This window comes from Parablautia muri (genome assembly GCF_009917485.1).
In the GTDB taxonomy this organism is placed as follows: domain Bacteria; phylum Bacillota; class Clostridia; order Lachnospirales; family Lachnospiraceae; genus Suilimivivens; species Suilimivivens muri.
The window spans coordinates 84,941-99,265 of sequence record NZ_QZDT01000001.1 but is presented as its reverse complement, the minus strand read 5'-3'; the positions used below and the strand labels follow the sequence as shown (position 1 = coordinate 99,265).

Here is a 14,325-nt window from a genome sequence, read left to right as displayed (position 1 = left end):
CTTGAAATTAGTCAAACGCTTACAAAAAATTGCCAGCCCTACATTTCCGCGGGACATAAGCTATACCGCAGCTTAAACCTATCTAAAAATTCCCTCTTATCCTTTTCCTGATCTGTCACTTTACACAACTTTTCTAAATTTTTCCCTGGAATCCATGCTTTTCCGGAATTATAATAAAAATTTGCAATTTTCCAAAACTTTTCCGGATAAGCTAATCGATAATAGAGCTGCAAATATTCTTCCTTCTCCATAGGTCTTACTTTTTCATAAGAATTTACCAGCTCAAATCCCACGTTTTGCACCCAGCCGCTTTTTTCCAACAGCTTTCTCATAAACAGATATAAATCTCTGACCGGACTGTCAAAAACGCATTTTTCAAAATTAATTAGATGCATTCCATCATCACAAATAATTATATTATGATGCTGATAATCTCCATGGCACACAAATCGGTTCTCCATCTTATTTTGGTAAAACCGCAGTTCTTCTGTTATTTGCAATGCCAGATTAAAAAAGTAATCATAATTTTTCATCAGGCAGATTTCAAAATCTGTCTTCTGGCTCCGCTCCTTTAAATATTTCCTGACTCTGCGCAGTTCTTTATTATGTTTTTCAAACTCTACATGGGCAGGGTGGGACATACTGCCGCCGCTAAAGGAATCTTCTATGCTGGATACACTATGAAACCGAGCAAGCATTTCGGCTGCCTGCCTGCATTCATCCATATCCTTAACATTACATTCCCGTCCCTCACAATAGGTCTTAAGGACATAAAAAGTCCCATCCTGGTCCTGTGTCAAAAGTTCCTGCTCTTTATTTTTAAGAATACCTTCTACATTCCCAAATCCTCTTTGCCTGATTGTGGTAAGCAGCGCATCCTGAAAAACAGCCTTTTCCTTATGGCCGGTATATTCCTTCCATATAAGAGTGCCCTGCTTAGTTTCACAGAGAATAGCGCCCCGTCCTCTCCAGGTACGAAGCACCTCTATATCATAATTTTCCAGCAGACTGACGCTTCTGTCATTCACAATGATTACCCCCAATTTGTGTCATATCCTATCATATGAATGACCAGCCTGAAGTATTACTTAAATTCCTTCACTGCCTTCAGAAGAATTTCTCTTTCGTTACGGGAAGGATCCTCCACAACAAAATCCAATAATCTGTTTAACATCTTCCCTAATTCGGGGCCCGCCTGCATTCCTGCTTCTTCCATTAAGTCTTTTCCTGTAACAGCCAGATCCTTTATAGAAACGCACTGTCTCTCGGAAATAATCTGTTGATAGACCTCATAAACATTCTTTAGCTTTTCTTCCTTTTCCCTGCGCATATAGGTGCTTTGTGCCCTTAAATCTGCTGCCTTCACCTCAAACAGAAGAGGAAAAATATCCTCCCCTATTTTCATAATCGCACGTCTGACATACATCGGCTCCGGTTTTATATTATAATCATGATATTTCACCAGATTTGTCACAAAATAGATCGTCTGGTTGTCAAACTTAAGCCTTTTTAAAATTCCCCTGGCCATCTTTGCCGATACTGCAGGATGCCCATGAAAATGATGCACGCCCTTTTCATCTAACGTCAGCGTCTTGGGCTTGCCTATATCATGAAACAACATAGCCAGCCGCAGCATCTTCTCAGGTTTTATTTCTTCCATGGATTTCAATATATGCTCTCCTACCGTATAACAGTGATGAGGGTTTTTCTGCTCTGTCTTCATACATACATCGAACTCCGGAAGTATCACCTGTGTAATTCCTGTCTCATAAGCAAGACGTAAATTTTCTGGATGAGGTGACATGGCCAGCTTTACCAGTTCCATCTGGATTCTCTCGGCACTGACTTGGATTAAATTATGATTTAATTCTCGAATAGCCTTTGATGTATTTACTTCAATCTCATATCCCAACTGCCCGGAAAAACGCACAGCCCGCATCATCCGCAATGCATCCTCCCCAAACCGTTCTTTGGGTTCTCCCACACAACGAATAACCTTTCTCTTAATATCATCCTCTCCGCCAAATACATCCACCAGCCCGGCCTCATCATTATAAGCCATTGCATTTATGGTAAAATCTCTCCGTTTTAAATCCTCCAGTAGACTAGGCGTAAAGGTCACTTCCTTAGGATGCCGCCCATCCTCATATTTACCATCAATTCGATAGGTGGTTACTTCAAAGCCTTCCCTTTCTAACATTACCGTAACTGTCCCATGCTGTATTCCTGTGTCTATGGTATGGCTAAAGAGCTCCTTTACCTGCCCAGGCGTTGCGGAAGTCGTGATATCCCAATCATCTGGCTCCCGTCCTAAAATGGAATCGCGAATACAGCCTCCTACAGCATATGCCTCGTAACCGGCTTCCATAATGGTATTTATAATGCGCCTTACTTTTTCAGGCAATTGTATCATCACTGTATCCGCGCTCCTCCTTAATCTATCAAATAACCATACATTTAGATGGTCTGTTTTTTAATAAGCTTTTCCCCAATATACCATCTTTTTAGCCGGTTTTCCGCAATAAACACAGGTATCCGACAAACATTCCTGCTTGAAAGGCATACAGCGGCTGGTTACGGCCATATTTTCTTTGATGGCTTCCTCACAAGCCATTTCTCCGCACCACATTGCTTTCACAAAACCAGTTTTTTCTTGAAAAATTTTTTCAAAATCTTCCCTGTTTAATGCAGTATAAGTATGCTCCTCCAAATGCTTCTTTGCCCGCTTTAGCATATCCGACTGCATTTGAGCTAATAATTCTTCTACTGTCTTTTCCAGCTGTTCTAACGCTGTCTCAACCTTTTCTCTGGTATCCCGGCGGCAGATCACACATTTTCCTGCCTCAATATCCTTAGGGCCAATTTCTACGCGCAGAGGAATACCGCGCATTTCCTGCTCAGAAAACTTCCAGCCCGGACTTTTATCGCTGTCATCCACCTTTACACGGAAGCTGCCAAGCTTTTCCCGAAGCTCATAAGCCTTATCAAGAACCCCTTCCTTCTTTTGCTGAATCGGAATAATCATAATCTGTGTAGGCGCAATTTTAGGCGGCAGCACCAGGCCCGAATCGTCCCCATGCACCATGATAATCGCACCAATGATTCTGGTAGATACCCCCCAGGAGGTTTGATGTACGTACTTTAACTGATTATCCTTGTCTGTAAACTGAATCCCGAATGCCTTCGCAAAGCCATCTCCAAAATTATGGCTGGTACCGGATTGAAGGGCCTTGCCATCATGCATTAGCGCTTCTATAGAATAAGTGGCATGTGCACCGGCAAATTTTTCCTTCTCTGTTTTACGTCCTTTTATAACAGGAATCGCCAACACTTCCTCACAGAAATCAGCATATATATTCAGCATCTGCTCTGTTCTCTCCTCTGCCTCCTTAGCTGTAGCATGAGCCGTATGCCCCTCCTGCCACAAAAACTCCCTGGAACGCAAGAAAGGTCTTGTCTCCTTTTCCCAGCGAACTACACTACACCACTGATTATACACCTTCGGCAGATCACGGTAAGAATGGATATCTCCTTTATAAAAATCACAGAATAAAGTTTCTGATGTAGGCCTTACACACATTCTTTCCTGAAGGGGATTCAATCCTCCATGCGTCACCCAGGCAACCTCAGGCGCAAAACCCTCCACATGATCTTTTTCCTTCTGTAAAAGGCTCTCCGGAATAAACATAGGCATATATACATTCTCCACCCCTGTTGCCTTAAATCTCTCGTCCAGCTGCCTTTGGATATTTTCCCAGATGGCATATCCGGCAGGCTTAATAACCATACAACCTTTAACATTAGAATAGTCGATTAGTTCTGCTTTTTTCACTACATCCGTATACCACTGTGCAAAATCTTCGCTCATGGATGTAATTGCTTCTACCAATTTTTTTTCAGCCATTTTCTCCTCTTTTCTGTACGGCCTGTGATTTGAATTGCCATAGGCAAATGCACAGACGTAACTGCCTTTGCTTTGCAGAGTTCATGTGCCGTACAAACATAATCTCTGCCAATTATTCTGTGAACTGCTTCCGTCATCTCCCACTACTAAAAATCATGCTAAAGTATCCGGGCAAATATGACAGAAAGGGTGGCACACCTCTCCACCCCCACAAGGGACCGGAATCCGGCGGTACCACCCTACTTAATGCATCATAAACATTCTCTTTTCTTACCGTTAACGCCGGTGCTACGCTGTGCTTAAATGCCTTCCTATATCTACCTGATGCATATACGTTTCATATGTCCGGCAGGTTCACACAGAGCTCCAAGGCAGGTTCCAGATATTCCACTTAAAAATCTTTCAGCTCCTTAGCATTTGAAATCCGGTAGATAATCTACCGTAAAATCCATCTTTACCAAAGGGATTTTCTCTCTGGAAGGTTCCTATCTGTACTAGTCCTTTTCAACGCTATGTTTTATTTGTTTAAACACTCCGTTCCATACGGAGTGTAACATGATTGTAGGCAAAAAAAGTCATTTTGTCAACTTAGAATTAAGACAAAACTAGTATATTTTTTACCTTCTGTATATCGTTATGAGTTTACTTCCAAGCTTTCTCCCATTCCAAGTAAAAGAAATAAAAACGGGAAATTTAACACTTGCGCAAAGCTTATGGTATTATGAACAAAATAGCACGTTATACTCACTACAAAAAGATAAAAGACGGGATTTTTCCTTCCCTTTTTTATGCAGCTGTGTGCAAAAGACACAAAAATGCTAACAAACAGACACGTTCCCACAATACCCGTATTAATCAGACTGGTAAGCAGCTCATTGTGAGCGTTTGTCAATCGATTCCCTCCAAAACTATCCCGAAGCATTGCCGCCACTTCCTCCAACGAATATACATAGGCGGAAAAACAATCCGGCCCTGCTCCCAGGAACTTGCGCAAAAGAGGCATTTGTCTGTATGCCTCGATGCTTCCTGCAAGAGCTGCTCCCCTGCCATTGCCCCATGTCTCATTAAATGAAAACAATTCGGATTGCCCAAAAACCAAAATCCCCAGCTGACTGTTTAGCCCAGCCAAAGCCAAATACAATAAAATACCTGCTGCCAACACAATACCCATTGTTTTGTGAATCATACTTTGCGTTTTTTCATTGATTTCACCCGATTTTCTGATTCGGAGCAGCATATATATTCCTAAACTTACGATACCAACTAATAAAGTAAACGGATGCTCCGATGCTCGGACACATAAGCTGTCTATATCATAATTATATCCCTCCGGTATAATAACCCGCAAAATACCTATTATCTGCGCTGAAAAACCCCACAAAGAAAGCAGGAAAAAATAATTTTCTATCCATACCTTCTTTTGAATGGCTATCCACAATAAAATATAAAACAATGCCCCCCAAAAAAGGAAAACACTGCTTCCTCCCTGACAAAATCCTGCCAGAAATGCAATGAATGCATAAATTCCATACATCCATTTTGTTTCTGTTCCAAATAGAAACAAACTAATACCAATTGGCGCTATAATAGAAAGATACCCACAAAACCAGTTAATATTTCCTAAGGTGGAAATAAATGCTGGGTTCCGTAACTTTAGCGGAACCAAATAAATAGAAAATCTGTCCAAAATACCAAGTAAAAAAACTACTTCTGAAGCGAAAACCGCCGCCTGCCAAACTATCTTACTCCCATTCCAAAATCCGGATATAACAAAATAAAGGACGCACAGGGTAAGTAAAAGAACCAATCCCATATACCAGCCCTCTGTTCCCCAAAGCGCTTCCTTTTTGTCATAAGAAAATACATAAGAAATAAAAATCTCAGTGGCGTAAAGTATCACAAGCATATCCGTTAGAGATAAGCTATCCCAGTTGATTAGATATGGTTCCCGCTGCGTAAAACGGCAATATAGTGTTTGTCCCCCATAAATTGCCCCTGTCACCACCAGTATCACAACAGCGGCAAGCGAACTATAAATAAAAAAATGATATTTCGCCTCCGCAATATCCGCATATCCTTGATGCATATAAAAAGGATATATTCCAAAAATCAATAATAAATATGCAGTTGTAACCAAACTGCCTGCTTTCTTAATCAATATTCTCTCTTCCCGCTGCTTTCAATTGTATCAGTAATAGTATAACAGCAAAAATATTTTGCTGTAAACATTCTTGTTGTCAATTCATAATATCTTTGTTATTATATAAATATTTTTAATACTACTAACAAAAAGGCAGGAATCATTCGTGCAAAGAAATATCATTTTTGAGGACAGACATATTATAATTGCTTATAAACCCGCTGGCATCGCCACTCAAACTGCCAGGGTCGGACAACAGGATATGGTCAGCGAGCTTAAAAACTATTTGGCAAAGAAACCAGAGTATAATGGTAAGAAAGAACCCTATCTTGGACTTGTGCACAGATTAGATCAGCCTGTCTCCGGGCTTTTGGTATTTTCCAAAACCAGACAGGCCTCCAGAGCCCTTGGCCGGCAAATTACAAACGGACAAATACAGAAATACTACTATACGGTAATTTATGGAAAACCGGAGCGTGAGCAGGGTTCATTAACAGACTATCTCTACAAAGACCCAAAAACAAACCGGTCTATGATTGTAAAGGAAGATTTTCCTCAGGCCAAAAAAGCTGTTTTGGATTTTAAACTGATCAAAACACTATTTGTTTTTGAAGAAAGTATAGATTGGGAAGATTTCGGCACAGTGCCCCATTTGGGAGAAGCTTCCCTTATAGAAATTAAATTGTTAACAGGCCGCCATCATCAAATCAGGGCACAGATGTCCCATGCAGGTATGCCCCTGCTTGGAGATACCAAATATGGCAGTGAATCTTCTAAGGAACTCAGCCGAAAAACCGGGTGTAAGAGCGTGGCATTGTGTGCCTATAAGCTGACCTTTTCACACCCTGTATCGGGGAAGAATCTCACCTTTGAAAAGCAGCCCGAAGGGGAGATATTTTTTCCTTTCTTTTCCAGCGGGATTTAAACTCATATTTGTCATATTTCATGTCAAATTATCCATACTACCAATAGCCCTATCATCTAAAACTTCAAATTTACTTTACTATGCTGAATGCATTTAAAAACAAGCATTCTTCCTCCGGATTTATGCCATTAAATAACAGCGATGCTAAAGATAGTATGAAGGATTAGAGGAAAGGCATATTATGGAGAAGGTATGGAAATTTTATGAAAATCAAATTAACAGATGGTGGAAAAAAGTATCTAACGGCAGCAATCGTCATTCTTTTCGTATATTTTGCTATGAAATATATAAGCCCTATCGTTTCTCCCTTTCTCCTTGCTTTTTTGTTAGCAGGGCTTTTAAATCCACTGATACAATCGCTTCACAAAAAACTAAAAATACGAAAATCCATTCTGGCCGGACTCATTTTATTTTCAATCTGCGCACTGATTATAATATCTCTCTGGCTTATTTTTTCCTGTCTTATTGCAAATGGCAGCAAAATTGCAGGCAGTATACCCGAATATCAAGAAGATTTATGTCTTTTACTGAATGATTGCTGCAGCAAAGTAGAGCAAAAATTTGGCGTAGATAGTACACAGATTGAAAATTTTATTATAGAACAAATGAATGTTTTTGTAGAAAATCTAGAAGTCAAGATTTTACCTACGGTTATGGACAAATCCGTAGGCTGCATGAAAAACATTGTCAGCTTTATCAGCTTTATTGTAATCATAATAATTGCCATACTCCTTATCATGAAAGACTATGACAAATATCTGTTAAAATTCAAAGAAAACAAAGACTTTCAAGGCATCCGGGATGTGGGAATGAAAGTACTGCTATATATCAAAACCTTTGTGAAAGCGCAGCTTATAATTTTATGCATCATAAGCACTATATGTGCAGTTACTCTTACTTTCACAGGTATGAAAGGAGGAATATTTTATGGTATCCTTACAGGTTTTATGGATATGCTTCCTTTCATCGGAACTGGTATTATGCTTATACCGCTGGCATTATTTCGTCTGATAAACGGAAATTACTGGCAGGCGGTTTTATGCTTTTTTCTCTATGCACTCTGCGCTCTCATCCGTGAATTTTTAGAACCAAAGCTGATTGGAGATCGCGTGGGGGTTTGGCCTGTTGGAATTTTGTTTGCTGTTTTTGCCGGTATTCACTTATTTGGTGTATGGGGCATCATCAAAGGGCCTTTATCCCTGGTCATTGTCTGCGAAACCTGCAAATATTTCTGGGACCTGACAGAAAGCACACAGCAAACCTAGCGCTTACCCCTTTTGGGATTGAAGGTCTTCTAAGCTTTATAATTTTAAACCTTAAACCGATACCCCACGCCCCAAATTGTTTCAATGTATTGAGGTTTTGCAGAATCATATTCAATTTTTTCCCTGATTTTCTTAATATGCACTGTAACCGTTGCGATATCTCCAATTGAATCCATATCCCATATTTCTCTGAACAATTCTTCTTTGGTATATACATGGTTTGGATGGTCTGCAAGAAAAGTAAGAAGGTCAAATTCCTTCCCGGTAAACGCCTTTTCCACACCATCAACAATAACTCTTCTTGCTGTTTTATCTATACGGATACCACGGATTTCAATAATATCGTTATTTTTCTGAGTAGAGCCAACCAGCCTGTCATATCTTGCCATATGCGCCTTTACTCTGGCGACCAGCTCGCTGGGGCTGAAAGGCTTGGTCATATAGTCATCAGCCCCAAGACCCAACCCCCTGATTTTGTCAATATCGTCTTTCTTCGCCGAAACCATAATAATAGGAATATTTTTTTCTTCTCTAATGTGTTTACATATTTCAAATCCATCCATTCCCGGCAGCATCAGATCAAGAACAATTAAATCAAATTCCTCCGACAAAGCCGTTTGAAGTCCTTCTTCTCCCTCATATTTAATTGCCACTTCAAACCCACTCAGCTCAAGATAATCCTTTTCCAGATCTGCAATCGCTTCTTCATCCTCAATAATTAATATTCTACTCATTTTTACCTCCCTTTTCAATTTGTCATCTTCCGGTATCCTTCTGCAAAACCTAAGTAAGAAATACGTAAGTCTATCTATTATCACTCTGTTTCCTGATATTTACGGATTACAAAATGCATACAGGTTCCCTCATTTTCTTTGCTGGTGGCCCATATATAGCCACCGTGGTCCTCAACGATTTTCTTTACAATAGAAAGACCTATACCGCTTCCTCCCTGTGCCGAATTTCTGGAAGCATCTGTCCTATAGAAACGTTCAAATATTTTCGGTAAATCCTTGGCCGCGATACCTTTTCCATTATCCTCTATTTCTACCCGGATAGAATCCAGCTCGTCCAAAATACGGATATCGATCTCTCCCTTTTTCTTATCAATATACTTAACACTATTTCCAATAATATTATTGATTACTCTTTTAAGCTGCTCAGGATCCGCAATAATAAGCGTTCCCGGTGTGACCAAGTTAGAATAATTTAATTCAATATTCTTTGACTCTAAGTCAAGTCCCACTTCTTCAATACAATCGCCAAAATATTCAGAAACATCTATCTTGTGAAAATGATATGGGATACGATTAGAATCAATTCCGGAATATACAGTCAATTCGTTAATTAATCTATCCATATCGTTAGCCTTATTATAAATCGTCCTGATATATTTATCCATTTTTTCCGGTGTATCTGCCACGCCATCCATAATCCCTTCCACATACCCCTTTATCGCTGTAATCGGTGTTTTCAGATCGTGGGATATATTACTGACTAATTCTTTATTCTGCTTTTCCGCCAGAATCTTTTCATCTGTGGATTCCTTAAGTCGAAGCCTCATATCCTCATAATTCCGGTAAAGCTCTCCAATTTCCCCATCATCCTTATCTGGAAGTCTGTATTCTAAATTTCCCTCTGCAATATTCTGCATTGCTATATTCAGCTGATTAATCGGTGCAAATACGCCCCGGCTAATCCAATTGGTCAGAAACATGCTCGTAAAAATCAAAATAAGCATAATGGCAATTGCCATATCTATAAATAGTTTTCTGGATATAATTGGATTTGTTCTGGTAATCACAAAAAAGCTTCCTTCATCCCCATTTTGAAAATAGAAATCCATCTGCCTTACCAACTTTTTCATATCGTCCAGGTAAATATTCTGCCTTTCGTTTCCCCTTGCACTTTCTTCCCGAAAGGCTGGCAGCACTGAAAAAATCTGCTTTGCCGCCAACTCATTTCCAGTATAAAACAGTCTGTCCTGTCTGCGCACAATTATATAGGAAGACTTATTAGCAATTTTCTCATTTATGTTAAACAGAACATCTTCATTTTCAATTTCAAAAGGGTCATTCTCTAATATCTCCTTTACCTCCACAAAAATTTCATCTGACATAAGCTTAGACGCCTGTGCAGGGTCAATCAGCATATTGTAATCTTTATTCCGAAGGCCATATTCCTCCTGCCCCCTGATTAAAGCTCCTCCGATGCAAATAAAGGCCGTGCAGGCAAGCGCCAAAGGAAGCAAGATAATTGTTAGAAATGTAATTACCAGTCTGGTTTTAAATTTCATTTTAATCTCCCATTCTTGCCAGCAGTCCGCATATTTGGATACAAGTACAAACTTGCACCTATACCTATCGCTTATCCTAACTCTTTATACCGATTATAGCACATCCAAGATACGGCTGGTTATTAAAGAATAAATGAATCTATAAAAAATTTATAAATTGTTATTGACAACTATATGAAAATTATTATAATAAAACAGTAATAGCTACTAATATTTACCAGAGAGGAACTCATATGAATCTAAAGCACAGTAAACAGCGGGATTCTATTAAAGAATTTCTGGCTACCAGAAAAGATCATCCCACTGCAGATGTGATTTACAAAAATGTCCGTCAATCCTTTCCTAACATCAGCCTTGGAACCGTATATCGGAATTTAACCTTGCTTGCTGATCTTGGTGAAATTGCTCGGGTTCGGGTAGGTGATGGCGTAGATCATTTTGATTATGATACTTCCCCCCATTACCATTTCATCTGTAAAGAATGTGGAAATGTAATTGATTTGGACATGCCCGTCACAGAACAAATAACTGCGGCAGTCCGTGAGAACTTCAATGGTAAAATCGAAGGGCAGATGACCTACTTTTATGGTCGCTGTAGTAATTGCACTCAAAAAATTTTATGCAAAGAAAAGGAGAGCTAAAAATTATGAAATTCGTATGTCAAGTATGCGGTTATGTTTATGAAGGTGATTCTGTACCTGAGAAATGTCCTGTTTGTAATGCACCTGCAGAGAAATTCACAGCTCAGGATAGCGATAAGGTATGGGCTGCAGAGCATGTAGTAGGCGTTGCAAAGGGTGTAAGTGAAGATATCCTTGCAGACTTAAGAGCAAACTTTAACGGTGAATGCACAGAAGTTGGTATGTATCTTGCAATGGCAAGAGTTGCTCACAGAGAAGGTTATCCTGAAATTGGTTTATACTGGGAAAAAGCAGCTTATGAAGAAGCTGAGCATGCAGCAAAATTTGCTGAGCTGTTAGGCGAAGTAGTAACCGATTCCACAAAGAAAAATCTTGAAATGAGAGTAGAGGCTGAAAATGGCGCTACTGCTGGCAAGTTCGATCTTGCAAAGCGTGCAAAAGCTGCTAACCTTGACGCAATTCATGACACAGTTCACGAAATGGCTCGCGATGAGGCTCGTCATGGTAAGGCATTCGAAGGACTTCTTAAGAGATATTTTAGCTAAGAAAAAATACTATTTTTAAAATTTCAATTTAGACTCATATTTTGAAAGGAGATACTATCATGCAGAAATATTTTTGTAATCCCTGTGGATACACCTATGATCCGGAAAAAGGAGATCCCGAACACGGCATCGCTCCCGGAACTGCATTTGCAGATCTTCCTGCTGATTGGGTGTGCCCTGTGTGCGGTGTAAGCAAGGATATGTTCCAGCCTTGCATTGATAACTACAACTAAATTAAAAGTTGTATCATTATCATAAAAAAACAGGAAACAGTATATTCACACTGTTTCCTGTTTTTTATTACCTCCATGCAATTCACTCTTTCAAGCGGTTACAACCACTAGTTAATTTTAGAATACCCGAATCCATTCGCAAAAGCATCAATTGGTTTTCCTTCCTTGCACAGGGAACATCCTTCTGGGTCATATGCCTTATAATCCGGAATATCTGTAATTGTAAACAATGACTTGATTGGAATACCCATCACACTGTTCGCCGCACTGAAAACCGCACTGATTCCACTAATTTTCGCACCATAATATTTAAGCGCCTGACCTGTCTTTACAATCGTCTGTCCTGTTGTGGCAGATGTCAGAAGAATAAGTACATTTTTCCCTTTAATCATTGGTATCATATTCTCCCTGAAAACAAGCTGCCCGGAGTTCACATACTCAGGGGTAACAATATAAATTGTATTATGAGAATTCATAGAATATATGCCTGCTCTCGTCAAATCTTCCGCCAGAAAAGCGCCAATAACTTCGCATCCGTCAATACAGACAATTGTATCTACCACAGTGGTAGCTGCTATTTGTTCGCTTAAGGCCTTCGCTGTTGCAGAAGCCTCATTGAGCCTGCACTTTAAAGTTGCCATATCCAAGAAATAATTTACATGCGAGTTTGGCGTTACAAAATGTCCTGGTATTGCTTTTAATACTACATTATGATGCGCTTTTGATTGAATCCTAACTGTCCCTTCCATAGGCATACCTCCTTAAATTATGTACCTTTAAATTGTACAATAATATTATATTTATATAGTAAATGATAAGACAATTTAATGCAATCATTTATTTTAAAAATCATTTACTGCCACATCTTACAAGTCCCATAAGAGAATATGACAGAAGCCAGATATATCAAATATCCGGCTTCTGAACCTTACATCACATCGCTTATTATGGTCTAAAAAATTACATTCTTAATTTAAGTTTTAATCTAATGTGTAACTATTCAAATATTTTTCCTGTTCCGGTGTCAGCACATCAATTTCTTTTCCTAAGAATGCCAATTTCCTCTTAGCCACATCCTGATCTACTTCTCTAGGCACATCAATCAGTTTTTCTGTAAGCTCACTGCCATGTTCAACCAGATACTTAGCAGATAATGCCTGAATTGCAAAGCTCATATCCATAATCTCCGCCGGATGTCCATCGCCTGCCGCCAGATTAACCAATCTGCCTTCAGCTAAAATAAAAATCCACTGACCTGTAGGAAGCTTATAGCCCATGATATTCTTCCTCTGTTCTCTAGTCTCCACTGCAATTTCGCGCAATCTTGCCATATCGATCTCACAATCGAAATGTCCGGCATTGCAGAGGATAGCGCCATCCTTCATGACCTTAAAGTCTTCCTCATCGATTACCTTATCACAGCCTGTAACGGTTACAAAGAAATCTCCCACCTTAGCTGCTTCGTTCATAGGCATAACATCAAATCCATCCATAACAGCTTCAATTGCCTTGATCGGGTCAATTTCTGTCACAATTACCCTTGCTCCAAGCCCTTTTGCACGCATAGCGGTTCCTTTACCACACCAGCCATAGCCTGCTACTACCACGATCTTACCTGCCACGATCAGGTTTGTCGTACGGTTAATGCCGTCCCAAACGGACTGGCCTGTACCATAACGGTTATCAAACAAGTGCTTGCAATCCGCATTGTTTACACGCACCATAGGGAATTTCAGTTCCCCGGCATGATTCATTGCCTCCAGCCGGATAATTCCTGTGGTTGTCTCCTCGCATCCGCCGATAATATTAGGTATCAGCTCCGGCATCTGTGTGTGAACCATATTCACCAAGTCTCCGCCATCATCAATGATGATATTAGGTCCAGCCTCCAATACATGGCGGATATGAGAATTGTACTCCTCCGGCGTACAGTCATACCATGCATGAACTTCAAGCCCTGCTTTAACCAGCGCTGCTGCCACATCATCCTGAGTAGAAAGCGGGTTAGAGCCGGTTACAAACATCTGTGCCCCTCCTGCCTTTAACACCAGGCAAAGATACGCTGTCTTAGCCTCAAGATGTACGGAAAGCGCAATTTTTTTGCCTTCAAATGGCTTTGTCTTTGAAAATTCTTCTTCCAGAGTGCGGAGCAGGTCGCAATTTCTTTTTACCCACTCAATCTTGCGTTCTCCGGACTCGGCCAAATGAATGTCTCTGATTTCACTGCTCATAACTATGTCCTCCAATAAAATATAAGATAGATTCAGCCGAATTTTTATTATAGTGATGGTCGTCTGTCCTATCATCACTTTATTATTATTCATCTATGAGTTTCTTGTTAGATAGGATATATACTTCTCATTTGTGAATAATAACTTT

13 protein-coding genes and 1 other annotated feature are annotated in these 14,325 nt (G+C 39.9%); of the genes, 5 read left to right on the top strand and 8 right to left on the bottom strand.

All coding sequences use genetic code 11. From position 1 onward, the window contains the following. Positions 1-38: 38 nt before the first annotated feature. The 4 genes from D5281_RS00425 to D5281_RS00410 form a co-directional block, all read right to left on the bottom strand. Entirely contained in the window at positions 39-1,028 is a 990-nt protein-coding gene (locus tag D5281_RS00425; protein ID WP_330584719.1) for a CotS family spore coat protein, read from the bottom strand. Between the two features lie 56 nt (positions 1,029-1,084). Beyond that, positions 1,085-2,416, bottom strand: coding sequence for a CCA tRNA nucleotidyltransferase (locus D5281_RS00420; protein WP_334296595.1), 1,332 nt, complete (start codon positions 2,414-2,416; stop codon positions 1,085-1,087). A 57-nt stretch (positions 2,417-2,473) separates the two neighbouring features. Further along, a complete protein-coding gene (gene proS, locus D5281_RS00415; protein ID WP_160558188.1) occupies positions 2,474-3,904 on the bottom strand; it encodes a proline--tRNA ligase in 1,431 nt (476 codons plus the stop codon). 210 nt (positions 3,905-4,114) lie between these two features. Next, positions 4,115-4,421, bottom strand: a binding site (T-box leader). Between the two features lie 117 nt (positions 4,422-4,538). Then, positions 4,539-6,062 carry an O-antigen ligase family protein gene (locus D5281_RS00410; RefSeq protein ID WP_160558187.1) on the bottom strand — a complete coding sequence of 508 codons (1,524 nt, stop codon included), beginning with the start codon at positions 6,060-6,062 and terminating at the stop codon, positions 4,539-4,541. Between the two features lie 148 nt (positions 6,063-6,210). Here D5281_RS00410 and D5281_RS00405 point away from each other — a divergent pair, with 148 nt between their 5' ends. Then, positions 6,211-6,969, top strand: coding sequence for an RluA family pseudouridine synthase (locus D5281_RS00405; protein WP_330584718.1), 759 nt, complete (start codon positions 6,211-6,213; stop codon positions 6,967-6,969). Between the two features lie 203 nt (positions 6,970-7,172). Beyond that, positions 7,173-8,234: an AI-2E family transporter gene (locus D5281_RS00400; RefSeq protein WP_160558186.1), complete on the top strand. Its 1,062-nt coding sequence runs from the start codon at positions 7,173-7,175 to the stop codon at positions 8,232-8,234. A gap of 44 nt (positions 8,235-8,278) precedes the next feature. Here the strand turns inward: D5281_RS00400 and D5281_RS00395 are convergent, their stop codons facing one another. Both D5281_RS00395 and D5281_RS00390 read right to left on the bottom strand, forming a co-directional pair. Beyond that, entirely contained in the window at positions 8,279-8,968 is a 690-nt protein-coding gene (locus tag D5281_RS00395; protein ID WP_160558185.1) for a response regulator transcription factor, read from the bottom strand. Positions 8,969-9,048: 80 nt separating this feature from the next. Beyond that, positions 9,049-10,527: a sensor histidine kinase gene (locus D5281_RS00390; RefSeq protein ID WP_160558184.1), complete on the bottom strand. Its 1,479-nt coding sequence runs from the start codon at positions 10,525-10,527 to the stop codon at positions 9,049-9,051. Between the two features lie 233 nt (positions 10,528-10,760). Between D5281_RS00390 and D5281_RS00385 the strand changes: the two genes are divergently transcribed. From D5281_RS00385 to rd, 3 genes are read left to right on the top strand one after another with little or no spacing between them, the layout of a single operon-like run. Next, positions 10,761-11,168: a Fur family transcriptional regulator gene (locus D5281_RS00385; RefSeq protein WP_160558183.1), complete on the top strand. Its 408-nt coding sequence runs from the start codon at positions 10,761-10,763 to the stop codon at positions 11,166-11,168. 2 nt (positions 11,169-11,170) lie between these two features. Then, positions 11,171-11,713, top strand: a complete 543-nt coding sequence (locus D5281_RS00380; RefSeq protein WP_334296599.1) for an NADH peroxidase — start codon at positions 11,171-11,173, stop codon at positions 11,711-11,713. 59 nt (positions 11,714-11,772) lie between these two features. Next, a complete protein-coding gene (gene rd / locus D5281_RS00375; protein WP_120468473.1) occupies positions 11,773-11,946 on the top strand; it encodes a rubredoxin in 174 nt (57 codons plus the stop codon). A gap of 107 nt (positions 11,947-12,053) precedes the next feature. Here rd and D5281_RS00370 read toward each other — a convergent pair whose 3' ends face one another. Together D5281_RS00370 and D5281_RS00365 are read right to left on the bottom strand one after the other, a co-directional pair. Then, on the bottom strand, positions 12,054-12,695 hold the full coding sequence (locus D5281_RS00370) for an orotate phosphoribosyltransferase (RefSeq protein ID WP_160558181.1): 642 nt from the start codon (positions 12,693-12,695) through the stop codon (positions 12,054-12,056). 231 nt (positions 12,696-12,926) lie between these two features. Next, the gene (locus D5281_RS00365) at positions 12,927-14,177 is read right to left on the bottom strand and encodes an adenosylhomocysteinase (protein WP_160558180.1); all 1,251 of its coding nucleotides are present in this window, start codon (positions 14,175-14,177) and stop codon (positions 12,927-12,929) included. Positions 14,178-14,325: the final 148 nt, after the last annotated feature.